Here is a 22813-nt window from a genome sequence, read left to right on the forward strand (position 1 = left end):
TGAGGATGCGCCACGACATCAGAATTCGATGACACGGTCCAGCCCTGCGGCGCCCGGTCACTTGCGCACGCCAATGCGCCGCAGCATGCTGCCGGCCATTGGCTTGACGAAGAGAGGCAGCCATTCTGGTCTGCTTCTTGCTTTGTAATTAACGTTTTGGAATTCCCAGACCTTTTCAAACCCGCCCACGGATTTTCAATGCGCTGCCTGGTCGTGGCCGATTTGCACTACTCGCTGCCGCAGCTCGACTGGCTGGTCAGCGCGGCACCGCAGTTCGACCTCGTGATCTTCGCCGGCGATGCGCTCGACATCGGCTCGGTGGTGGATTTTCGCGCGCAGATCGTGGTGGTGAAGAAATACCTCGCGTTGCTCGCGGCGCAGACCCGCGTGATCCTCTGCTCCGGCAATCACGACCTCGACGAGCGCAATGCGGAGGGCGAAAAGATCTCGCGCTGGATCTCCGAGGTGCGGGAGCTCGGGATCACTTGCGACGGCGGCAACCTCACCATCGGCGACACGCTGTTCACGGTGTGCCCGTGGTGGGACGGCCCGCTGGTCAAGCAGCGCATCGTCGAACAGCTGCGCGACGCCGCCGAAAGCCGCCCGCAGCACTGGATCTGGGCGCATCATGCGCCGCCGGCGAATTCACCGACCAGCTGGGGCGGCAAGCGTTTCTTCGGCGACGTCGATCTGGTGCAATGGATCATGCAGTATCAGCCGTCGATGGTGATCTCGGGCCATGTGCACCAGTCGCCCTTCGTCGCCGACGGCTCGTGGTTCGACCGGCTCGGCCAGACCTGGGTGTTCAACGCCGGCCTGCAACCGGGACGGCCGCCGACGCATATCGTGCTGGATCTCGCTGCGGACAAGGCGTTCTGGCTGGCAGCGGGCGAAGCGCAGTGGATCGACCTCGGCGCACCGTTGAAGCGGCCCGCAAACACCATCGAGGAGCCGCCGGACTGGCTCACATCCTTGGATCGGATTGCCGATCCGAGCCTGGCGACACCTCGAGCGGCGGCAGGTTGATCATGCTCTGGAGCACCTCGCCGACCATGGCGAGATGCGTGCCGTGGCCAGCATATTGCCGCTTGAGATCGGCGAGATAAGTGTTGGCGACGTTGAGCCGCTGCGCCAGCGTGCGCGCGAGCAGCAGCGCGACCTCGGGCCGCTGGATGAGGAATGACGCCGCGTCCTCGAACTCATAGATGACGGAATCCGAGCTGGCCCGCACCGTCGCGGTGTGCGGCAGCCCGAGCAGCACGGACATCTCGCCGAACACGGCGCCGGGCTCGGTGATGGTCGCGACCACCGTGTCGCTCTTGAGCACCTCGAGCCTGCCCTCGACGAGCACGTAAAGATGGCCGCTGCTGGTGCCGCCCTCGGTAACGACCGACGTGCCGGCCATGACCTGCCGCTCCGTTCCGCCGGTGCAATGATCCAGAACTGCGCGCATCGCCGAAGCTCCCATCGCTGGGGAAATCCAGGCGATACTAGAGCACGATCCGTGCCAGGCGGCAACGCGCGGACGGCTACCGCGACAGGCGCTTTGCGAGGTGAACCGACTGCCAGTCTCCGAGACCGGTATCCCGGAAGCCCGCCTTCTTCGCCAGACCACGCATCTCGGTATTTGTCCGCGCCGTCTCCGCGGCGATCATCTCGTGGCCAAGATCGGTCGCCCGCGTCTCCATCGCCGTCATCATCTGCAAGCCGAGGCCCAGGCGCTGGAACGCATCGGCGACCGAGATGGCAAACTCGCCATGCCGTGCAGCCGCATCATAGGCGTAGTTCGCTTCGCCGATGATGGCGTGCTGCCCGTCCTGCCTGACTTCGGCGAGCAGGGTGAAATGACCGGGACGGCCCGTCTTCGCCACGCATTCGGCAGCGACCAGGGCGAAGTCGGTACGCGCGCCCATGAAGCGCTTGTTGCGCGACGTCGTGGACAGGCCGGTGAAATAAACCGACAGGTTCTCGACATCGGATACGCTGGCGGTCCTGATGCAGACCATGCCCTTCGCTTCGGCCAGTTCGACCGGCTCGACGACGGCTCCCGGAAACAACAGTGACATGCGTGATGCTCTCGGCAGGTTGCGTGGCTCGCACACCTAACCGAGGCCGCGCTTCCGCGGCTTGGACACCACTGCCAATCATGCGGCTGAAAACGAACAGCTCGTTGTCCCGTGCCGTGCATCACACACGGGAGAGTGACGGCACCTCGTCGGGCATGATCGCCTGGAGGCCGCCGAAGCGGCGCTCGCGGCCGTGGAAGGACGCCAGAGCCGCGGAGAGATCGCCCGCGTCGAATTCGGGCCACATCCGCTCGGTGAAGTGCAGCTCGGCATAGGCGCCTTCCCAGAGCAGGAAGTCCGACAGCCGCTTCTCGCCGGAGGTGCGGATGATGAGATCGACGTCGCGAAGGCCGGCTTCGCCGGTAACGAGCTGCGAGAAGGCTTCGCGGGTGAGGCTCGTCAATGCCGCCGCCTTCGCTGCGGCGTTGAGGATCGCGTCGCGCGCGGAATAGTCGACCGCAATGCGCAAGTGAAGCGCGCTGCCGTGCGCGGTGGCGTCTTCCGCGCGCGCGATCGCATTGGCGATGCCGTCGGGCAGACGGTCGCGGCGGCCGATCACGGTGAGGCGCACGCCGTTCCTGGCGAGGCTCTGCACCTCGTTGGCGAGATAGAAGCGCAGCAGCGTCATCAGCGCGGCGACTTCGGTTTTCGGCCGTCGCCAATTGTCGGTGGAGAAGGCGTAAAGTGTCAGCGTCCCGATGCCCTGCTTGGGTGCGGCCTCGACGATGCGGCGGATCGCCTCCACGCCGGCCTCGTGGCCGCGCAGGCGCGACAGGCCGCGGCGCGTCGCCCACCGGCCGTTGCCGTCCATGATGATGCCGACGTGAAGCTTCTCGTTGCGAGAGGTCATGTCGCTTTGCATTGCAAAGTCTCCGGTCAAAAAGGGGGATCAGGTCGAGATGATACCGAGACGGCCGAGCGGCGGCGCGTCGCGGCCGGCGGCCTTGGCGGCGTCGCGCACCAGCCGCTCGAGCACGGCGAGATAGTCGAGGAAGCGGCGGCGGCCCGCCTTGGTCAGGCGGCAGGTCGTGTGCGGGCGGTTGCCCTCATAGCCTTTGGTCACCTCGACGAGGCCGGCCTCCTGGAGCACGGCGAGATGCCGGCTGAGATTGCCGTCGGTGAGGCCGCAGAGCTGCTTGAGGTCGGCGAACGCCAGACCCTTCGGATGCGCCATCAGCGAGGTCAGAAGCCCGAGCCTCGCCTTCTCATGGATGACGCGGTCGAGCCCTTCATAGGAGAAGGGTGCGCTGTCAGTCTTCGACATCATGGTCTCCGGACGCGAAATACAGAATGCCCGCCATCACCGACTGCCCGATCACGAAGGGCAGCCCCATGGTCCACGGCGATAGCGTGTGAGTCCGGCTCGCGAGCACCACGACCGCGAAGCCGGAAATAAAATACAAGGCGCCGGCGAGCGCGACGGTGCGCGGCAGCGAGCGGACGGAAGCGAAAATGCCGAGCGACACCAGAATCTGCCACAGGCCGGGCAACAGCCACAGCGTCTCGCTCGCGAACTTCCACATCACCACCGCGAGCAGCACGCCGGCGACGCCCGCGGGCAGGAACTGCTCGACCGCCTGATGGATCATGGCATCGGCCAGGCCGGAATGATGACGGCGCGAGCGTGCGCGCATCTCGATGCCGATCATCAGGACGGAGAGCACCGCGGCCATGAACCAGCCGAAGAAGAAGCCGACCGGCTCGCTGGTGGGATCGCCGAGCAGCCAGAATTGGAGGATTGCGGTGAGAAGCGCGACGGCGCCCGTCGCAGCGATCGTCGCCGGGCCGTAGCCGCGGAACGCCGTGCCCGCCGCAATCTGGTTGCGGATCGCCACGATGTCGGCCAGTGCCTTGTCGAGATCGCGCATTGGCAACGCCAAAACCCCGCTCCGCCCAATTAACCGGGACCGCCCGTCCCGTCACTTTGTATCGCAAAGTATATAGCACCGCAAAGTAAAGGCAAGCCCGGAAGTCGCAGCCGGATGGTTCGATCCGCACAAACAACTGTCGGTTGCGCCGCACGACCTCGGCCGGATAAGATGGCTTCAAAAGCATTCCGGGGGGAAGGAAGTATGTGGCTTAAGTCATTTGTCGTCGCGTCTCTGTTGCAGGCGAGCGTCGCCGGCATCGCGCATGCGAAAGGACCATTCGGCAGCGTCAATGTCGGCAACTGGATCGGCGGCGCCTTCAGCAATGACGAGACGGGCGCCTTCTCGCATTGCGCCGCGACGACGCCTTATGCGAACGGCGTCATCCTCGTCGTGAGCCAAAATGCCGCCGGCACATGGTCGCTCGCCTTTGCGAGTCCCAGCTACCGCTTCAACAAGGGCGAGAACGCCGCGATCGACGTGACCTTTGACGGGCAGGAGCAAGCCAGGCTGTTCGCCACGGCGTACCAGCCCAACATGCTCACGGCCATCATGCCGGTCAATGTTGTGCGTACGTTTCAGAAGGCGAGCCTGATGGTGGCGACGGCCGGCCGCGCCGTTCTGAATTTCGATCTGACCTCGACCGGGCCGGTGATCGCTGCATTGGCCAATTGCGTGACCAAGGTAAAAGCCGACGGGCTCGACAAGGCCGGCGACTTCACCAAGATCGCCGCCAAGCCGCAGCCTGCGCCGGACAAGCAGGCGCCGCCGGCCGGCGGCAAAGTTGCCAGAGCCAAGACCGGCACCGGCTTCGTGGTCAGCGCGAACGGCCACGTCGTCACCAACAACCATGTGATCGACGGCTGTGTCGGCGACATCAAGGGCAACCTCACCGGTGAGGCCGCGATGGTGCTGCGCGTCGTGTCGAGCGACGTCAACAACGATCTCGCTTTGTTGCAGTCGCCGTCGATGACGACATTCAAGGACTTTGCGCGGATCCGCGATCGCTCGATCCGCTCCGGCGATTCCGTCATCGTAATCGGCTTTCCCTTCCATGGCTTGCTCACGTCGGACTTCACCGTGACGACCGGTATCGCGAGCTCGCTCAGCGGCATGCGCAACGACACGCGTTTCCTGCAAATCAGCGCGCCGGTGCAGCCCGGCAATAGCGGCGGCCCGCTGTTCGACACCACCGGTCAGATCGTGGGCGTGGTCACCGCAAAGATCCCCGCACTGCGCATCGTCGCTGCGACCGGCAACATTCCGGAGAACATCAACTTCGCCATCAAGACCGGCATGCTGCGCGACTTCCTCGACAATTCCGTGGTGCCCTACCAGACCGCCGAACCGAAGGGCGAGCTCAAGACCACCGACATCGCCGGCAACGCGCGGCCGTACACGATGCTGATCTCGTGCAACGGCACGGAGCAGGCCGACGCGAAGCGGTAGACTGCGCTTCAGCCTCCGCTGTCATGCCCCGCGAAGGCGGGGCATCCAGTACGCCGCGGCTTCTAGATTCGACACGACCGTCTCGGAGTACTGGATCGCCCGGTCAAGCCGGGCGATGACACCGTTGGTGTGGGCACAGCGCACCCGCCCCCTCACCCGTGGCAGCACGCTCCCTTCGCCTGCGGCTCGTACTGGTCGCGCAGGCGGACCCAGTCCATCGGATAGGGCAGGCCGCCCTCGTGACGACCGAGCGGGGTGAGGTCGAGATACTGATAGGCCGCGTTCATCATGTCGAGACCGCGCGCGAAGCATGAATAGGTATGGAAGATCTCGCCGGCCTCGTTGCGGTAGAACACGCTGATACCGGGCAGCTCCGGACCGTAGAACGGCGTGGTGCCGAAATTATATTTGGGCACGCCCTTGTCGATCTGCTCGCGCGTGAACGAGACCTCGTAGTCGTAGTTGAAGTCGTTGCTTCCTGACGAGACCCAGTCGAAGGTCCAGCCCATCCGCTTCTTGAAGGCCTCTAGCTTGGCGCTAGGTGCCAGCGAGATCGCAACCGTGGAGGTGTCGCGCGCGGCGAGGTGCGGCACCATGCGATCGAGACCGTCGGCCCAGAACGAGCAGCTCTTGCATGCGGCCTCCCAGTCGGGTGCAAACATCACATGCTGCACCACGAGCTGCGGGCGCCCCCCGAAGAGATCGCCGAGCGTCACCTTGCCGTTCGGTCCGTCGAACACATAGTTCTTGTCGACCTTCACCCAGGGCAGCGCGCGGCGCTGCTCGGCGAGGCGCTCACGGGCCTGGCTGAGCTCCTTCTCATGTGCCAGGTGGGCCTTGCGGGCCGCGATCCATTGCTCGCGCGAGACGATCTGATGTTGCTGCACGGTATCCTCCATGGTGTCAGGCGACGAAGGCGTCGAGCTTGTCGAGGAACGAACTCCAGCCGCGCTGGTGATTGTCGCGTGCGGTTTCGTCGAAGAACTGGGCGTGATGGAAGATCATCAGCGTGCCGGCGCTATCGGGCTTCAGCGTGATCGTCACCAGCGATTCGCGCTCCGGCGTCGAATGCCAGGCCCAGGTGAACACCAGCCGCTCGTTCGGCACGACCTCGCGATAGATGCCGCCGGCCTCGAAATATTCGCCGTCGTCACCAGTGAAGCTGATGCGGTAACGGCCACCGGTACGGACATCGAGCTCGGCGTCCAGCGTCGCCGGCTTCATGTTCGGCGGCCCGAACCACTGGACTAGCTGCGCGGCTTGCGTCCAGGCGGCGTAGACTTTCTCCGGCCGTGCGCGGAGCCGGCGCGTGAGCGTGAGGCTTGGACGTTCGTTTGGACGCTCGCTTGGACGTTCGGCTGTGCGGGGATCGGCGTTGACGGCTGCGTTGGCCATGTCTTGTCCTCCACGAAGGTGGCGAGGCGGTCGAACTTCTCGGACCAGAACTGCGCGTAGCGATTGAGCCAGTTCATCGCCTGCTTCATCGGCTGCGCGGTGAGCCGGCAGGACACCGTGCGTCCGGTCTTCTCCCGCACGATCAGGCCCGCATCCGTGAGCACGTCGAGATGCTTCATGATCGCCGGCAGCGAGACCGGAAACGGCGCGGCCAGCTCGCTCACCGACAGGCCGTCCCGCTCGCCGAGCCGCGCGAGAAGGGCACGCCGCGTCGGATCGGACAGCGCCGCAAAGGTCCGGTCGAGCGTCTCGTCTCTATACTTAACCATTTGGTTTAGTATAGACGTGAACGAGAAGGCGTCAAGCAGGAACCCGCGCGTCCGGATCTGCACGACTGCGTGATCAGGCAGTGCTCAGTGTGAGGCGCGACTAGTACGGACGAACGTACCGACCGCGTAGTGACGGCTGAAGCGGAGGCCGTACGGCCACCTGGGCAGGATTTTGCGCGCAATAGCCCTTGCGGCCCGACGCGCTCATCTGACACTGCTCGCGGGTCTGATAGGAGCAGTCGCCGGGATAGCCGTATTCCGAGTTCTGAATGCACCACGCGTAATCATAGTCCGCGCGCGCCGGGCTCCCGCCAGCGAGCCACACAAGGACTATGGTGCCCAGCACAAATTGCGCCTTGCCCATGACCGACCTCCCATGTTCGCCGCGCGACATCCGACCTCACAGAGTGAAAGGCTCGCGGAGCCGGTTTATTCCGGAGCGATCGCGCAAAATACGCGGCTGCGCAATGCGCGCGCGGCTAGTACGGTGCAACGGGCCGCGCGCGACGGTGCGGCCGAGGTTGCGGCTGCGGCGCCTGGCCATAGGCCACCATTGGATTGGGCCCGCAGTACAGCAAGCGGCCGGAGACGCTGGCCTGGCATTGCTCATAGGTGCTGTAGGCACATTCGCCGGGATAGTCATACTCGCCGCCCTGGGCGCACCAGGGGTAGTCGCGGGCCGCCGCGGGCGTGACGGTGACGAAGCCGGCAAAGACCGTCGCGCCCAGCGTCAGCAGCGCCAATTGCGTCTTGCGCATGATCCAGACTCCTCTCTTCACAGGGCGAGATACGCGCCATGTATCATCAGGTTTCGCCGCGCCGTTTTATTCCAGATCAACGGAACGAAGTACGCAAGAAAAAAGCCCTGCCAGGCGGCAGGGCTCCAATCTCAGGGATCACAAGATCGCTACTCGACCTTCAGGCCGGCGAACTCGACGACCTTCTTCCACTTCTCGGTCTCGGCCTTGATCTCCTCGCCGAACGCCTCCGGCGTCTGCACCCGCGGCTCGCCGCCGAGTTCAACCAGTCGCTTGGTCATGTCGGGCTCCTTCATGAGCGTATTGATCTCATTGTTGAGCTTGGCGATGATCTCCTTGGGTGTGTTCTTCGGCGCGCCCATGCCGAACAGCGCGCTGGCCTCGTAGTCCTTCACGGTCTCGGCGATAGCCTGTACGTCGGGCAGCTGCGGCGAGCGCTCCGTGGTGGTGACGCCGATCGCGCGAAGCGAGCCGGAGCGGATGTGCTGGATGATCGAGGGCATGTTGTCGAAGATCACCTGCACCTGGCCGCCGAGCATGTCGGTGATCGCCGGCGCCGCGCCGCGATAGGGCACGTGCTGCATCTTGCAGCCGGTCAGCGCCATGAACATCTCGCCGGACAGATGCACCGAGGTGCCGTTGCCGGACGAAGCCATGTTCACCTTGCCGGGATTGGCCTTCACATATTCGATGAACTCGGCGACGTTCTTGGCCGGAACGTCCTTGTTGACGGTCATCACGTTCGGCACCCGCTGGAACGAGGCCACCGGCGCGATGTCGCGCACGAAGTTGAATTTGAGGTTGGTGTAGAGCGAAGCGTTGATGAAGTTGGCCGGATTGACCAGTTGCAGCGTGTAGCCGTCGGGCTCGGCATTGACGACCGATTCGGTGCCGATATTGTTGCCGGCGCCGGGCTTGTTCTCGATCACGAATTGCTGGCCGAGCCGTTCCGACAGCCGCTGACCGATGAGCCGCGCCAGGATGTCGGTGGCTCCGCCCGGCGGATAGCCGACCACCCATTTCACGGGCCGGGCCGGATAGTCGGCGGCAAAGGCCTTCGACAGCGGGGTTGCTGCAAGCGGACTGGCGGCGAGCAGGCCCAGCGCGGTACGGCGAGTGATCATCTCAAGGATTCTCCCAACGTGTTGTTCTTGAAAGCCAGATGGCTTCAAAGTGGCGTCGACGCGGTTGTAACAAAGCTTGCTGCAGGCGGAAAGTGCGCCGGGCGCATCACGACGAAAGGATTAAGGCATGCCGGTCAAGGTCGAAGCCCTCGATCATCTCGTAATCAACGTCGCCGACGTGGCAGTGACCTCCGAGTGGTACCGCAAGATTCTCGGCATGGAAGTCAAGGTGTTCGACCCCGGTGGCGGCAAAGCGCCGCGGACTTCGTTGCAATTCGGTAACCAAAAGATCAACGTCCGGCCGCGCGATGCCGACAAGGTGGAGTGGTTCACCGCGGACCATCAGACCGCCGGCAGCGAGGATCTGTGCTTCCTCACGTCTGCATCGCCCGACGAAGTCGTGGCGCATTTGAAGGCACATGGCGTCGCGATCGAGGAAGGCCCGGTTCCCAAGCAGGGTGCCCGCGGCACGCTGCGCTCGGTCTATTGCAGGGATCCGGATGGCAGCCTGATTGAGATTTCGTCGTACGAGGACTAGCGCGCCAAGGCGTGGATGGCCGGGTCAAGCCCGGCCATGACGGAGGAGAGAGCGTGCGCGCACCACGGAGTACGCCGCGCCCATCTTTCGCGCCCCCCGATTTGCTCCCTGCGTCATCCAATGGCAGGAAGACGCAATAATCAAAAGGCAGCCGCCATCAAGATGCAGGCTGCACGGGAGGAGCCATGCCACCTCAATACACCGAATCCAGACTCGTAGGACCGTTCGACGGGCTCGACGTACCCTGGCTGCTGAAGATGCGCGCCGCGGTGCGCCGCGATCATGCGTTCCTGATCTGGGCGCCGTTCGACGCGCCGGCGCGGCGCTGGAGCTACGGCGAGTTTCACGAGCGCGTCGGCGCGCTCGCGGCGGGGCTGGTGAAGCGCGGCGTCAAGCCGGGCGAATATGTGCTCATTCATCTGGACAATTGCATCGAGGCGCTGCTGGCCTGGTTCGCCTGCGTCGAACTCGGCGCCATCGCGGTGACCACCAACACCCGCTCGGCTCCGGCGGAGATGGAATATTTCGCCGATCATTGCGGCGCGGTCGCTGCGATCACGCAGCCGGCCTATGCCGAGATCGTCGCGCAGAACTGCCGCAACATCCGCTGGCTGGCGGTGACCTCGCACGATGCGGGTGCGGCGCCCGCGCAAGCGGTCTCGCGCGGCGACAGTTTCGATTCACTGTTCGCCGACAGCGCCGACCGTCCCAGGCGCGCGACCGACCCGCTCGCGCCGTGCAGCGTGCAGTACACGTCGGGCACGACATCGCGCCCGAAGGCGGTGCTGTGGACCCACGCCAACGCGCTGTGGGGCGCCAAGATCAACGCCGCGCATGAGGACCTTCATGCGAACGACGTGCACCAGACCTATCTGCCGCTGTTCCACACCAATGCGCTGGCCTATTCGATGCTGGCAACGCTGTGGGTCGGCGCCACCTGCGTGATCCAGCCGCGCTTTTCCGCAAGCCGCTTCTGGGGCGTCGCGCGCGAGCATGGCTCGACCTGGACCTCGACGATTCCGTTCTGCATGAAGGCCCTGCTCGAGCAGGAGATCCCGAAAGACCACAAATTCCGCCTGTGGGGCACCGCCATCAACGAGCCGCCGGCGTTTGCTGCGTTTGGCGTCAAGATGATCGGCTGGTGGGGCATGACCGAGACCATCACCCACGGCATCGTCGGCGAGGTCGACCAGCCCAACATCCCGATGACGATCGGGCGCGCCGCGCCCGAATATCAGATCCGCATCACCGACGATGACGGACGGCCGACCGAGGTCGGCGACACCGGAAATCTCTCGATCAAGGGCATCGTCGGGCTGTCGCTGTTCGCCGAATATCTGCACAATGAAAAGGCGACGCGCGAAAGCTTCGACGAGCACGGCTTCTTCCTCACCGGCGACCGCGTCGAGCGGCTGGAGAACGGCTTCATCAGGTTCGGCGACCGCGCCAAGGACATGCTGAAGGTTGGCGGCGAGAACGTCGCGGCCTCCGAGATCGAGCAGGTGATCGCGGTGGTAGCAGGCGTGCGCGAAGCCGCGGTGGTGGCGAAGAAGCACCCGATGCTGGACGAGGTGCCTGTTGTCTTCATCATCCCGCACGGCGGCGTCGCGGGCGCGGCGCCCGATCTGCATGATCGCGTGATGGCGGCCTGCGGCGCGGGACTCGCGGATTTCAAGGTGCCGCGCGAGATCAGGCTCGTCGACGACATGCCGCGCTCGACGCTGGAGAAGGTGGCGAAGGCGGAGTTGCGGAAGATGGTGGGGTGAGTTTTGTAGGGTGGGTTAGCCGAAGGCGTAACCCACCTCTTTGGTATCCGCGGAGACAGAAGTGGTGGGTTACGCTGCGCTAACCCACCCTACGAGACCGGAATCAAAACGATCCCAGCGCCACCGGCCGGAACGCCTGCAGCAGTTGCTGATCCAGCTTGCCGCCCATGCCTTCCATCATCGTGAAGGCGCGCGAGTGGGTGAAGGGCATGCGGTAGGCGCGCTTCTCCACCAGCGCCGCGTAGATATCGACGATCGTCGTGACCCGCACGATGTCGCTGATCTGGTTCGACGACAGGCCGTTCGGATAGCCAGAGCCGTCGAGGAATTCGTGGTGATGCAGCACGACGTCGAGCATCTCCGGCGGGAAGCCGCCTTGCTCCGCGAGCGCGTCATAGCCGCGGCGCGGATGCTGGCGGACCTCGGCCATCTCCTCGTCGGTGAGCTTGCCCGGCTTGTCGAGCAGCACGGAGGGAACGAAGGCCTTGCCGACGTCGTGCAACAGCGCGGCGCGGGTCAGGCGACGCTGGTCGTCCTCGCGCATGCCGAGATGCTGCGCGAAGGCGACGGCGAAGCCGGTGACGAACAGGCAGTGGCGATAGCTGCCGACATGATGGCAGCCGACGGTGGTGAGCCATTCGCGCAGCGATGAATGCTTGATCGCCTTCAGGATCTTGCTCTCGGCGGCGATGACGTCGTCGAAGGTCAGGGGCACGCCGAGCGGCAGCTTCTCGAACATCTTCGCCAGCACCGCATGCGCCGCCTCGACGCCGCGGTTGAGCGTCTTGCCGCGATCGGTCGCGTCATAGGTGGCGGTGTCGGGGAACGCGGCGCGGATGCGCTGAAGAATTGCATCGGGCTGAAGCGGCCGCGAGATCGTGTCGGTGGCGCCCAGTGCCCAGGCCTGCATGGTGCCGTGATGCAGGGCATCGGCGAGCACGAACAGCCGCGGCATCGTGCGATAGGCATCGCCGCGCAGCTTGTTGCGCACCCGCTGCACGCTCTCGGGCGAGCGCAGATTGATGTCGACCACGAGACCGGACAGATCGCGCGACGGCTGCTCGGGAATGTCCTGCGTCGTCACCGTCGAAACGTCGCCCACGGCCTTCAGGATGCTGGCAAGCTCGGTGCTCTCGTCGCTCCGGTCGGAAGCGAGCAAGAGCCGGCGTTTTGCGGCGGATTTGGCTGGCGCGTTCATGGCTTCCCCAGAGCACGGGACTGGATTTGACGTCAGCCTAAGCCGGATCAGGTTCTCCGGCCCTTAAGAGGCGTGCTCAACGGAACCCTGCGGAATTGCGCGCAATTTTAGGGATTTTGGGTCCCGGCGCGGTTCCAGTCGAAAACGGCGAAAACAACCCCATGCACAGTAGAACGGGCCTTGATGGGAAAGGGGAATTTGGGGCGCTCTCGCCCACTCTCCGCTGTCGTCGCCCGGCTTGACCGGGCGACCCAGTACGCCGAGGCGGCGCGGCCGGAGCTGAGAGGCCGCGGCGTACTGGATGCCCCGCTTTCGCGCGGCATGACAGCGAGATTGTGGAGACGCCTACCAAAACAAATCCGCCGGAAGTTGCCCTCCGGCGGATCAGCTTACTTGGCAATTACGCCTCGCCTTACGCCTTCATCGCCCCCTTGACGGCCTCGGCCGTGATCGGCAGGGCCCGGATGCGGGCGCCTGAGGCGTTGAAGATGGCGTTGCCGATTGCCGGAGCGATGACCGTCACCGCGGGCTCGCCGACGCCGGTGGCCTTTTCGCCGTTGGCGATCACGGCGACGGCGACCTCGGGCATCTGGCTCATGCGCAAGGGCGTGTAGCTGTCGAAATTGGTCTGCTCGATGCCACCGTCCTTGAGCGTCGCCTTCTCGTACATCGCCAGCGACAGACCCCACAGCGCCGCGCCCTCGACCTGGGCACGGATGTTGTCGGGATGCACCTGCGTGCCGACGTCGGTTGCGACCGTGAGCTTCTTCACGGTCACCTCGCCCGACGGCGCCACCGCGACATGGGCGACGCACGCCGTCCAGCTCGCGGTCGCGCGCTCCTGCGAGGAGACGCAGGCCACGCCCATGCCCTCGCCTTTCGGCAATTGCTTGGTACCGTAGCCGGACAGCCCCATCGCGGCGAGCAACGTGTTGCGCAGCCGCTGCGCGCCGCCGTCGTTCTTGCCCTTGCCGTCGAGCAGCGCGATGCGGAATTGCGCCGGGTCCTTGCCGGTCGCAGCCGCGATCTCGTCGATCATGCTTTCGACCGCCCAGAACGTCCAGCCGGGCGCCACCGAGCGAAGCTGCCCGGACGGCGTCGCATTGTGCGCGAGCTCGTTCTTGATCGCGCGCACATAATGGTTGGGCACGGTGTAGAAGAAGTCGGCCCCGTTCACCGTGAAGGAATCGAGCGGGCCCTTCTTGTCGACCGAGGGCGTCAGGAAGTCAGGGATGCCCCAGCGCGCGGTCGGCCAGGCCGAGACGACGTCGTGGCTGAGCGCGACGAGCTTGCCATCGCCGTCCACGCCGGCCTTGACCTTCTGGTAGGTGAGCGGACGCGAGAAATCCATCGTCATGTCGTTCTCGCGCGTATAGATCACCTTCACCGGCTTGCCGATGGCCTTCGCCGCCTGCACCGCCGGCACCATCATGTCGGCATCGAGCCTGCGGCCAAAACCGCCGCCGAGCCACATCTGGTGCATCACCACGAACTTCGGATCGATCCCGGCGGCGCCTGCCGCAATCGCGCCGGAGCGCGTCGCGAACTGATTGCCGGAATAGATGTGCAGGATGTCGCCCTTGAACTCCGCCGTGGCGTTCATCGGCTCCATCGGCGCGTGGATGTTGATGCTGGTGGTGTACTCCGCCTCCAGCACCTTTGCGGCCGAGCCGAACGCCGCGTTGGGATCGCCGTCCTTGACGAAGAACTGGCCGGAATCCTCTAACTTCTGAAGCCGCTTGGCCTCGTCGAGCAGCGACTCGCTCGAGACCTTCGCGTTCGGACCGCCGTCATAGGCGATCTTCAGCGCCGCAGCGGCCTTCTTGGCGTTGGCGTAGGTGCTGGCGACCGCGACGACCCAGCCGGTTGTCGTGCCGGTCTTGTCGTCGAGGGTGACGGCCTTGATGAAGCCCGGCACTTTCTTGGCAGCCGAGTCGTCGACCGACTTCACCGTGGCGCCGAAGCGCACCGGCGGCGTCACCACCGCGCCATAGGCCATGCCCGGCAGCATCACGTCGATGCCGTACTTGGCCGTGCCGTTGGTCTTGGAGGGAATGTCGAGCTGCGGCACCGACACGCCGATCATGGTGTACTGGTCCGGCGTCTTCAGCTTGATCGCCTTCAGCTCATCCGGCGTGAAGGTCTTGGTCGCCTTGCCGCTCTTCACGACATCGGCGAATGACACCTGCTTCTTCGACTTCGGATGCGAGATCACGGAATCGCGCACCACGAGCTCTGACGCCGGCACGCCCATCGCGGCGGCCGCGCCTTCGGTCAATGCCGTCCGTCCGGCTGCGCCGGCACGGCTCATCGCGTCGAAGTTCATCATGGTCGACCAGCTGCCGCCGGTGATCTGTGCCCCGAGCACGGGGTCGTTGAACTTCGGATCGTTGGAGGCAAGCGCGACGCGCATGTCGCTCCACTTCGCGCCCAATTCCTCGCAGACGATCTGCGCCATGGTGGAGGCGATGTGCTGGCCCATGTCGGCCTTGCCGCAGGTCACGGTGACCAGGCCATCGGGCGCGATCGCATACCAGACGCTCGGCTCGAAGTTCGAAGGCGCAGCGAGCGCCCCACCGATGCCGGGCACGCCGGCGTAGCCGAGCACGAGGCCGGTCGCGGCCGTGCCGACCAGGAAGGAGCGGCGGCTGAGATCTGATGTCTCGGGCGTGATGGTGTTCACGTGCTTATTCATGTGGGCCTCCGTTCGTTGCCGGAGACGGATGCGGTGCGCATCTCGGTAGCGGCGCGCATGATCGCCTTCTGGATCCGCGAATAGGTCATGCAACGGCAGAGATTGCCGTCCATATGCGCCACGACCTCCTCCTTGGTCGGATTGGCATTCTTGGCCAGCAGCGAGGCCGCCTGCATGATCTGCCCGGACTGGCAGTAGCCGCATTGCGGCACCTGCTCGGCGATCCACGCCTTCTGCAGCGGATGATCACCCTTGGCGGAAAGGCCTTCGATGGTGGTGATCTTCTTGCCGGCGACATCGCCGACCATAGTCTGGCACGAGCGCACGGCTTCGCCGTTGACGTGCACGGTACAGGCACCGCACAGCCCGGCACCGCAGCCGAACTTGGTGCCGGTCATCTGCAATTGCTCGCGGATCGCCCAGAGGAGCGGCGTGTCGTTCGCCGCATCCACGGACAGACTCCGCCCGTTGATGGTGAGAGTTGGCATAGGCGTCTTCCCCTGCCGGTGCATGAAGCCGCTTACGGCGGCAACTTGAACAGTGGACGCCCACCGGGCTGGCGCCCACCTTGATCGTAAGAATGATCGGGTTCGCAGCCAGAGGCAAATGCAATTTGGAATCGATCGAAACTATCGCGGCAGCTCAGTGTTGTGCGTTGCGACAACGGCACCCGATGCAGCGACTGGACGCAACAGAGAATGCATCAGGCATGCGTGCCATCGCGTTCAGGCAGTTTCTTCCAGGTAACTTGACCGGCTAGAATGTAACCGCCGACGCGGATGCACCTTCTCCCCTTGTGGGAGAAGGTGGCGCGAAGCGCCGGATGAGGGGTATCTGTCCGCGAACTCGATGGGCAGTTTCGGTGCGGAGAGATACCCCTCACCCGTCTCGCCGCTTACGCGGCGAGCCACCCTCTCCCACAAGGGGCGAGGGTGCACCGTCATCGTGGCTAGATAGAACGACAAGGGCGGAAGCAATGCCAAAAATCGATCGGGACGGCGTCGGGATCTACTACGAGGTTCACGGCGCGGGTCCGCCGCTGCTGCTCACTCACGGCTATTCCTCGACCTCGGCGATGTGGCATGGCCAGGTCGACGCGCTCGCGAGGGACCACAAGCTCGTCCTGTGGGACATGCGCGGCCACGGCCAGTCCGACTATCCCGACGATCCCCATGCCTATAGCGAAGCGCGCACCGTCGGCGACATGGCCGCGATCCTCGATGCAGTCGGCGCCGAGCGCGCCATCATCGGCGGGCTCTCGCTCGGCGGCTACATGTCGCTCGCGTTCTATCGCGCTTACCCGCAACGCGCCCGTGCCCTGCTGATCATCGACACCGGCCCCGGCTTCAAGAAGGACGACGCGCGCGAGGCCTGGAATGCACGGGCGCTAGCGACCGCCGACAAGCTCGACCATGAAGGTCTCGACATGCTGAAGTCGGCGACACGCGAGCGCGCCACCGCGAGCCATCGCAACGCCAGGGGATTGGCGCTCGCCGCACGCGGCATGCTGACCCAGCGCGATGCCCGCGTGATCGAGCTGCTCCCCGACATCAAGGTGCCCAGCCTCGTCGTGGTCGGCGCCGACGACGCGCCGTTCCTTGCGGCGTCCGACTACATGGCCACAAAGATCCCCGGCGCACAAAAGGTCGTGATCCCCGCCGCTGGTCACGCCGTCAACATCGATCAGCCCAAGGCTTTTATTGACGCGGTGACGCCTTTCCTGAAGAACTTGCCGGGATAGGACGGTCGGAAGGACACTGGCAATGAAGCAAGCGATACTGGCTGCGAGCGCGGTGCTGCTATCGATGTCTGCGCAGGCAGAACCGTTCGGCGGCACGCCGCCGCGCCGGCCCTTCGTTGCGACCTTGTCGAACAACACGCCGCTCGCCTTCGGCATGGATGCCGAGCAGACCGCGCGGGCACTGGGGCAGCCTCTGCAATATGTGCGCGGGCGGCCCGGCAACGAGATCTATCTCGCGCTTCGCAACCTCGGCGGCAGCGGACTGATCCCCTACCGCCATCGCCTGTTCCTGCAGTTCCGTCACGGACGGCTGGCGGGATGGAAGGAAGACTACGGCGAGAACTGGATGTGGGAGTGAGAGCGACGCACAGCCGCCTCCCCTCATCCTGAGGAGCTTGCGGAGCAAGCGTCTCGAAGGATGAAGGCCACGCTGCTGCTTCTCGGCCTCCATCCTTCGAGACGCGCTGACGCGCTCCTCAGGATGAGGGGAGAGATTAGAGTTCGTAGTAACCAAGAAGGACAACCCGCGTGGGACAAGACATCAAGCTGACGGCTTCCGACAATTTCCAGCTCGGCGCCTATCGCGCCAATCCCTCAGGCGCCCCGAAGGGCGCGGTGGTGGTGATCCAGGAGATCTTTGGGGTCAATCACCACATCCGCTCGGTCTGCGACCGTATCGCCAGGGAAGGCTATGTCGCGATCGCGCCGTCGATCTTCGACCGGACCTCGCCGAACTTCCAGTCGGGCTACACGCCCGACGAGATCGCCGAGGCGCGCAAGTTCGTCGCCAGTCCCGACTGGGACGCGATGCTGCGCGACACGCAGGCCGCGATCGACGCGGTGAAGAGCGTCGGGCCGGTCGGCATCATCGGCTTTTGCCTGGGCGGCAGCGTTGCCTTTGTCGCGGCGACGCGGCTGTCGGGCCTGAAGGCCGCGATCGGCTATTACGGCGGCGCCGTGGTGCGCTTTGCCGACGAGAAACCGAAGGCGCCGACGCAACTGCATTTCGGCGAGAAGGATGCCGGCATTCCCCTGACCGACGTCGAGACCGTCAAGGCGAAGCGGCCGGATGTGGCGGTCTTCATCTATCCAGGCGCCCAGCACGGCTTCCATTGCGACGAGCGGCCGAGCTACGACAAGGCGAGCTCGGATGTCGCCTGGCCGCGCTCGATGGAATTTTTCGCGAAGCATTTGAAATAGCGCGCGCGGCTCTCTCCGCTGTCATTCCGGGATGCGCCGCAAGGCGCAGGCCCGGAATCCATAACCACGAACTGGGGTTATGGATTCTCAGATGCGCAATTGCGCATTATAGCTCGCGACTTCGTCGCGCCCCGGAATGACAGAGCGAGTGTGTGCGTCTGGCCTCAGAGCAGGAATCGGGTGGCTGCATCACGGCACCCGGCGATAGAGCTGGCCGATCAAACCAACTCGCGCCGGGAGATCGCCATGCAGCAAGCCATCACGCACCTCGTCATCCGCAATCCGTTCGGAACCATGGACGTCCCGGGCCCGGACGATTCTGAAGTCATGGACTACGCGGCGACCGCGACGCTGGCCGGCGATGCGGCCGACATCAACGCGGCGGCATGGACATCCATTGCCGCCCTCTCCGATCCGCTCGAAGGCATCTGGGCTAGCAGATGGAATGGTGGCGCCGATCCGACCATTGCAGGCGATACGCCGGACAGATGGAAAGAGGGGCGCGCCGAAGTCCGCGTCGCGGGAAGCCGGATCTATCTGCGTTTCGACTGGGACCATGGCCGCCGGCACGGCCTGATCGATGCTGCGCGCGAGGGCGCGCGCCTAGTCGGAAAGTACATCAACCTGACCACGCCTGCGATCACGCGGCCATGGGTCGGGCTCGTGGTCGATGGCACGCGCATCGACGGATGCTTTCCGAACGGACGGCTGGATTTCAGGCGGTGAGCTAGAACCAGCGCTCACCGACGAACACGGTGTCGCCGGGGCTCAAGGGAGTGCCGAGCGGGACGATGGCGCGCATCGCGCCGCCGGCTTCGGTGTGCGTCACGGTGACCACGTCGCGCTTGGCGCGGGGCGAGAAGCCGCCGGCGATCGCGACCGCGCTTTCGACCGTCATGTTCGGCACGTAAGGATACTGGCCGGGTGCGGTGACTTCGCCGAGGATGAAGAACGGGCGGTAGGCTTCGATCTCGACCGCGACCGAGGGCTCGCGGATGTAACCGTTGCGGAGGCGCGCGGCGATTTCACCGGCGAGACCCGCCGGGGTGCGGCCGCGGGCCGGCACTCCACCGATCAGCGGCATGGTGATCGAACCGCCGGCATCGATGGCATAGCTGTTGGTGAGGCCTTCCTGGCCGTAGACCACGACGCGCAGCCTGTCGCCGGCATCGAGATGATAGGAGGAGTCGTAGCGCACCGGCGCCGCCATCGGCGCGGCGTAGCCGACCGGCATGGGTGCAGGCGACGAGGCAAAGGAATTGCGCAGCGCGCCGATGGCGCCGCCACCGTCGGCGACGACGACCGGCTGTGGTGCGCCATAGGGCTGACCATAGGCCATGGAGTCGAGATCGGCACGGGGCTGCATGACCGCGACGGGACCGGCGGTCTGCATGCAGCCGCCGAGGGCAAGCGCGGCGGACGCTGCCAAGGAGGCTGTCAAGATCGACCATCGAAACGCGCGTGCAACCGGCACCGGACCTAATCCCTCGAAACGAGACGGTCCAGTCATGCACCGGTTATGGTTAACAAAGCGTTGAGGGGGGCAGCGCGGCAATGCGGATGCGATGACACCGCACACTCCGTCATGCCGGGCTTGTCCCGGGCATGACGAGTTGTTCGTGGCGAACTTACGCACTCACGCCCACGCCGATCGGGCAGGACACGCCGGTGCCGCCGAGGCCGCAATAGCCGGCGGGGTTCTTCGCCAGATATTGCTGATGGTAGTCCTCGGCGAAATAGAACGCGCCGGCGGGCGCGATCTCGGTCGTGATGGCGCCGAGACCTTTTGCAGCAAGCGCCTTCTGATAGAGCGCCTTCGATTCATCGGCCGCTTTCTTCTGCGCATCTGAATAAGTGTAGATCGCGCTTCGGTACTGCGTGCCGACATCGTTGCCCTGGCGCATGCCCTGCGTCGGGTTGTGGCTCTCCCAGAACGTCTTCAGGAGTTTCTCGTAAGAGATCTTCTTCGGATCGAACACGACCAGCACCACTTCGGTGTGGCCGGTGCGTCCCGAACAGGTCTCCTCATAGGTCGGGTTCGGCGTGTGGCCGCCTGCATAGCCGACAGCGGTCGCGTAGACACCGTCGCCTAGCTGCCAGAATTTGCGCTCGGCGCCCCAGAAGCAGCCGAGCCCAAACACGGCCTGCTCGAGGCCCGCGGGATAAGGCGGCTGCAACTTCGCGCCGTTGACGAAATGGGTGGTCGCGGTGGGAATGGCTTGCGCACGGCCCGGCAGCGCTTCCGTGGCGCTCGGCAATGCGGTGGTCTTGCGCATGAACAGCATGATTGGCTCTCCGAGACGAGCTGTCCGTCGCTTGAGCCAATGCAACAAGCCAAGGGCTCAGGCGGCGCGCTCGCGATCAAGGTGGGAATATAGGTATCTACGCAGGAGGGGGCAGCCCTGTTACGGCTGCCGTCAACGCGAGGTTCAGTCTCGGCGGGAATTGAAAGATCAATCCCGGGAATAACCGATCAGCGGCTTCCGCGGGCGGAACAGGATCATCAGCAGGATGCCCAAAATGCCGAGCACGGCGAACACCGGCTGATCCAGCACGAGGCGGATCACCGAGGTCCAGAGCCAGGGCGCCTTGGCCTCGACCCAGGTGCGGAACGCCGTCTGGCTGGCCTGGTTGATGTCGTTCCAGAACTGGCCGAACCGGGTGAACCGCAGGGTCTGGTCGGCCACCCAGCGGGCGCCGTCATAGACCATGAAGATGAACCCGCCGGCCAGCAGCAACAGCCCAATCAGTCGGAAAAAGCCGCGGATCATGCCTCACCTATATGGTCGTCCGATCGGACGACCTCTGCAATGCCGCCAGCCAATAGCCGGGCGACGGCAGAAATTCAACCTCTTCAGGGCGTTACGGCGCGCGCTGGAGCTCTCAGGGCCTGTTTTCCAGCCCCGGAAAGCGTTGACGGTGCCGCAGACCCCCTCTATAAGGGCGCCAACTGGCGGTGGGCGCAATCCTGCCGCCGCTGTTCTTTGAGCAGTTGCAGGCTCCATGAGCTTTAAAGGCTTGGAGCCTCAGAGACGACCGCAAGGCCGTCGCTCATGTTCCGGGAACAGCCCAGCAACCGAACACCCTAAATCCGAGCGTCGATTAAGCGGTCAAGCAGCCGGCGCTACCCGACCAAGACGCGACCGGTACCGCAAAGGATATTGAGACCATGGCCAATACCACTTCCGCCAAGAAAGCGACGCGCAAGATCGCCCGCCGCACTGCCGTCAACAAGTCGCGCCGCACCCAGATGCGCGGTGCCGTGCGTACCGTCGAAGAAGCCATCGCCACCGGCGACCGCGCCGCCGCGCTGAAGGCGATGGCGAGCGCCGAGCCCGCGCTGATGCAGGCCGCGCAGCGCAACATCGTTCACAAGAACAACGCGAGCCGCAAAGTCTCCCGGCTCACCGCGCAGATCGCCAAGCTCGCGAAGTAAGCTCGTCGAGTCATCCGATCGACTGATCGGATCGACATCGCGCTCGTCAATCAGCCCGGCTCGCGCCGGGCTTTTTGTTGCCTGTCACAATTCACGCTTGCGGTCGTTGGGCGACCACTCTTCCGTTGGAAGACTCGTGTCGTCTTCGCTGCGCTGCGCTGCGCCCGTAATTTCACTGGCGGATGTTTTTGCAACAGCGGAAACTTTCACTGCGCTGCGAAAAACCCCTGCGGGGCGGGCTTAAGTTGAATCCGCGCGCGCGAGAGTTCTGCACACCGTAGTTTTCCCGGAACCGGCTCGCGATGGAGTTACCCTGCGAAACGAGACTCAAAAAGCGGTGTCTCAATAATCACTTATCGACATAGCGCCGACAAGCATTTGGAAAAATTGCCCGCAAGGCGTGCGCGTGACGCTTTTGTAAAAAATTTTTGGCGGTGGCGGAGATTTGTCACATGACGCGCGGCGCCTTCGAATCTGTGCACGGATTCAAACTCTTGCTCGCAAGCCTATGCACAACTCCCGCGCGCCGTTAACGCTGGTCAAGTTTTTAGTCGCCTCAAGTGTGAATCAATTTCGTTGCGAGTCTTTCCGCATAGTGTATTCCTTAAGTCGTCCGCAGCGCCCACGATCTCAAGACCAGCGCGGTTTTAGAAACGGGGCGAGCGTGCAAATCGGCGGCGGTGTGCACGTAGGCGACGCTTCAACAAGCGATTGTCGGTTCAAAACCCATAGCAATATGGGAACGGTAGCTCTTTGTCTGAATGTCTCCAAGTGGGATCTTCGATCCCGCTCGCGCCAGACGCAAACGAGAGATGTCATGAAACTACCGCGACACACGTGATGGCGTAGCCGAGCGGACGAACAGTGCAGACGGGCGGGACATCGGCGACTTCAGTCGCAGTTGTCTTCAGGACACGCAGGACCTTGCCGTGAGCAATCACGGCAGGACGGGGAGGGTATCATGTCTTACGGACTCAACGCGGTATTGAAACAAGCCACCTACTCCAACGATGCCGGTTTAGATCAGCCCAACCTCCAGCCTCCCGCGTGTGACGGAGCGCCGAGTACGCGCTGACCTCGCGACCCCTCCATCTCTGACATCGCTAGTCCGACCCGCGGCGTTCGCGCCGAACGGCGGAGCTGTGTCCGACGATGGAATCGCTCGAGGTCGTGCCCTTTGAAGGATCCTGGCGGGACCCCTTCATGGCACTCACAACGCAACTTTATCTCTCAATAGAAGTTTTTTGACG

At 64.4% G+C, this 22813-nt stretch carries 25 protein-coding genes and 1 pseudogene; 9 read left to right on the plus strand and 17 right to left on the minus strand.

From position 1 onward, the window contains the following. Window positions 1-198: 198 nt before the first annotated feature. Window positions 199-1026, plus strand: coding sequence for a metallophosphoesterase family protein (locus AB7245_RS44525; protein ID WP_063980079.1), 828 nt, complete (start codon window positions 199-201; stop codon window positions 1024-1026). Here the strand turns inward: AB7245_RS44525 and AB7245_RS44530 are convergent. From AB7245_RS44530 to AB7245_RS44550, 5 genes are all read right to left on the minus strand, one after another. After that, a complete protein-coding gene (locus AB7245_RS44530; protein ID WP_063980080.1) occupies window positions 965-1453 on the minus strand; it encodes a Crp/Fnr family transcriptional regulator in 489 nt (162 codons plus the stop codon). The genes AB7245_RS44525 and AB7245_RS44530 overlap by 62 nt on opposite strands. Before the next feature lie 76 nt (window positions 1454-1529). Beyond that, complete coding sequence (locus tag AB7245_RS44535) at window positions 1530-2066, minus strand: GNAT family N-acetyltransferase (protein WP_063980081.1); 537 nt, start codon at window positions 2064-2066, stop codon at window positions 1530-1532. A 121-nt stretch (window positions 2067-2187) separates the two neighbouring features. Continuing rightward, on the minus strand, window positions 2188-2928 hold the full coding sequence (locus AB7245_RS44540) for a di-trans,poly-cis-decaprenylcistransferase (RefSeq protein WP_063980082.1): 741 nt from the start codon (window positions 2926-2928) through the stop codon (window positions 2188-2190). A 27-nt stretch (window positions 2929-2955) separates the two neighbouring features. After that, entirely contained in the window at window positions 2956-3330 is a 375-nt protein-coding gene (locus tag AB7245_RS44545; RefSeq protein ID WP_063985952.1) for a winged helix-turn-helix domain-containing protein, read from the minus strand. Further along, window positions 3317-3934: a hypothetical protein gene (locus AB7245_RS44550; RefSeq protein ID WP_439035686.1), complete on the minus strand. Its 618-nt coding sequence runs from the start codon at window positions 3932-3934 to the stop codon at window positions 3317-3319. Before AB7245_RS44550 ends, AB7245_RS44545 begins: the two co-directional genes overlap by 14 nt. A 204-nt stretch (window positions 3935-4138) precedes the next feature. Here AB7245_RS44550 and AB7245_RS44555 point away from each other — a divergent pair, with 204 nt between their 5' ends. Then, on the plus strand, window positions 4139-5383 hold the full coding sequence (locus AB7245_RS44555; RefSeq protein WP_439035687.1) for a S1C family serine protease: 1245 nt from the start codon (window positions 4139-4141) through the stop codon (window positions 5381-5383). A gap of 152 nt (window positions 5384-5535) precedes the next feature. Here AB7245_RS44555 and AB7245_RS44560 read toward each other — a convergent pair whose 3' ends face one another. The 6 genes and pseudogenes from AB7245_RS44560 to AB7245_RS44585 form a co-directional block, all read right to left on the minus strand. After that, entirely contained in the window at window positions 5536-6270 is a 735-nt protein-coding gene (locus tag AB7245_RS44560; protein ID WP_084795320.1) for a DUF899 domain-containing protein, read from the minus strand. Window positions 6271-6286: 16 nt separating this feature from the next. Then, a pseudogene (locus AB7245_RS44565) lies at window positions 6287-6619 on the minus strand (SRPBCC family protein); the annotation flags it as partial. An 11-nt stretch (window positions 6620-6630) separates the two neighbouring features. Continuing rightward, the gene (locus AB7245_RS44570; protein ID WP_439035688.1) at window positions 6631-7107 is read right to left on the minus strand and encodes an ArsR/SmtB family transcription factor; all 477 of its coding nucleotides are present in this window, start codon (window positions 7105-7107) and stop codon (window positions 6631-6633) included. Window positions 7108-7207: 100 nt separating this feature from the next. Next, on the minus strand, window positions 7208-7501 hold the full coding sequence (locus tag AB7245_RS44575) for a DUF3551 domain-containing protein (RefSeq protein WP_321576601.1): 294 nt from the start codon (window positions 7499-7501) through the stop codon (window positions 7208-7210). Between the two features lie 85 nt (window positions 7502-7586). After that, entirely contained in the window at window positions 7587-7865 is a 279-nt protein-coding gene (locus tag AB7245_RS44580) for a DUF3551 domain-containing protein (protein ID WP_063980088.1), read from the minus strand. A gap of 149 nt (window positions 7866-8014) precedes the next feature. Next, window positions 8015-8989, minus strand: coding sequence for a Bug family tripartite tricarboxylate transporter substrate binding protein (locus tag AB7245_RS44585; protein WP_063980089.1), 975 nt, complete (start codon window positions 8987-8989; stop codon window positions 8015-8017). 127 nt (window positions 8990-9116) lie between these two features. On the opposite strand from AB7245_RS44585, the gene AB7245_RS44590 reads away from it, so the two are divergent. After that, entirely contained in the window at window positions 9117-9527 is a 411-nt protein-coding gene (locus AB7245_RS44590; RefSeq protein ID WP_063980090.1) for a VOC family protein, read from the plus strand. A 185-nt stretch (window positions 9528-9712) separates the two neighbouring features. Further along, window positions 9713-11293 (plus strand): AMP-binding protein, encoded by a 1581-nt coding sequence (locus AB7245_RS44595; RefSeq protein ID WP_063980091.1) that lies wholly within the window; start codon window positions 9713-9715, stop codon window positions 11291-11293. Window positions 11294-11396: 103 nt separating this feature from the next. Here the strand turns inward: AB7245_RS44595 and AB7245_RS44600 are convergent, their stop codons facing one another. The 3 genes from AB7245_RS44600 to AB7245_RS44610 all read right to left on the minus strand — a co-directional run bounded on the left by AB7245_RS44600 (window position 11397) and on the right by AB7245_RS44610 (window position 15674). After that, on the minus strand, window positions 11397-12491 hold the full coding sequence (locus AB7245_RS44600) for an HD-GYP domain-containing protein (protein ID WP_063980092.1): 1095 nt from the start codon (window positions 12489-12491) through the stop codon (window positions 11397-11399). 412 nt (window positions 12492-12903) lie between these two features. Next, the gene (locus tag AB7245_RS44605; protein WP_063980093.1) at window positions 12904-15186 is read right to left on the minus strand and encodes a xanthine dehydrogenase family protein molybdopterin-binding subunit; all 2283 of its coding nucleotides are present in this window, start codon (window positions 15184-15186) and stop codon (window positions 12904-12906) included. Further along, on the minus strand, window positions 15183-15674 hold the full coding sequence (locus AB7245_RS44610; protein ID WP_014491023.1) for a (2Fe-2S)-binding protein: 492 nt from the start codon (window positions 15672-15674) through the stop codon (window positions 15183-15185). Before AB7245_RS44610 ends, AB7245_RS44605 begins: the two co-directional genes overlap by 4 nt. A 488-nt stretch (window positions 15675-16162) precedes the next feature. Between AB7245_RS44610 and AB7245_RS44615 the strand changes: the two genes are divergently transcribed. The 4 genes from AB7245_RS44615 (at window position 16163) to AB7245_RS44630 (ending at window position 18853) form a co-directional block, all read left to right on the plus strand. Then, window positions 16163-16927, plus strand: coding sequence for an alpha/beta fold hydrolase (locus tag AB7245_RS44615; RefSeq protein ID WP_063980094.1), 765 nt, complete (start codon window positions 16163-16165; stop codon window positions 16925-16927). Window positions 16928-16949: 22 nt separating this feature from the next. Beyond that, window positions 16950-17285, plus strand: a complete 336-nt coding sequence (locus AB7245_RS44620; RefSeq protein ID WP_028151120.1) for a hypothetical protein — start codon at window positions 16950-16952, stop codon at window positions 17283-17285. 170 nt (window positions 17286-17455) lie between these two features. Then, window positions 17456-18127 (plus strand): dienelactone hydrolase family protein, encoded by a 672-nt coding sequence (locus tag AB7245_RS44625; protein WP_063980095.1) that lies wholly within the window; start codon window positions 17456-17458, stop codon window positions 18125-18127. Window positions 18128-18373: 246 nt separating this feature from the next. Next, window positions 18374-18853 carry a hypothetical protein gene (locus AB7245_RS44630; protein ID WP_063980096.1) on the plus strand — a complete coding sequence of 160 codons (480 nt, stop codon included), beginning with the start codon at window positions 18374-18376 and terminating at the stop codon, window positions 18851-18853. Window position 18854: 1 nt separating this feature from the next. Here the strand turns inward: AB7245_RS44630 and AB7245_RS44635 are convergent, their stop codons facing one another. The 3 genes from AB7245_RS44635 to AB7245_RS44645 form a co-directional block, all read right to left on the minus strand. Further along, on the minus strand, window positions 18855-19601 hold the full coding sequence (locus tag AB7245_RS44635) for a polysaccharide biosynthesis/export family protein (protein ID WP_028151117.1): 747 nt from the start codon (window positions 19599-19601) through the stop codon (window positions 18855-18857). Between the two features lie 154 nt (window positions 19602-19755). Beyond that, window positions 19756-20412 carry a peptide-methionine (S)-S-oxide reductase MsrA gene (gene msrA, locus AB7245_RS44640; protein WP_063980097.1) on the minus strand — a complete coding sequence of 219 codons (657 nt, stop codon included), beginning with the start codon at window positions 20410-20412 and terminating at the stop codon, window positions 19756-19758. Window positions 20413-20580: 168 nt separating this feature from the next. Next, window positions 20581-20898 (minus strand): hypothetical protein, encoded by a 318-nt coding sequence (locus AB7245_RS44645; RefSeq protein WP_007616084.1) that lies wholly within the window; start codon window positions 20896-20898, stop codon window positions 20581-20583. A 398-nt stretch (window positions 20899-21296) separates the two neighbouring features. On the opposite strand from AB7245_RS44645, the gene rpsT reads away from it, so the two are divergent. Further along, a complete protein-coding gene (rpsT, locus tag AB7245_RS44650; RefSeq protein WP_028151115.1) occupies window positions 21297-21563 on the plus strand; it encodes a 30S ribosomal protein S20 in 267 nt (88 codons plus the stop codon). Window positions 21564-22813: the final 1250 nt, after the last annotated feature.

It is taken from the genome of Bradyrhizobium sp. 604_D8_N2_3 (genome assembly GCF_051810765.1).
GTDB lineage: Bacteria > Pseudomonadota > Alphaproteobacteria > Rhizobiales > Xanthobacteraceae > Bradyrhizobium > Bradyrhizobium barranii.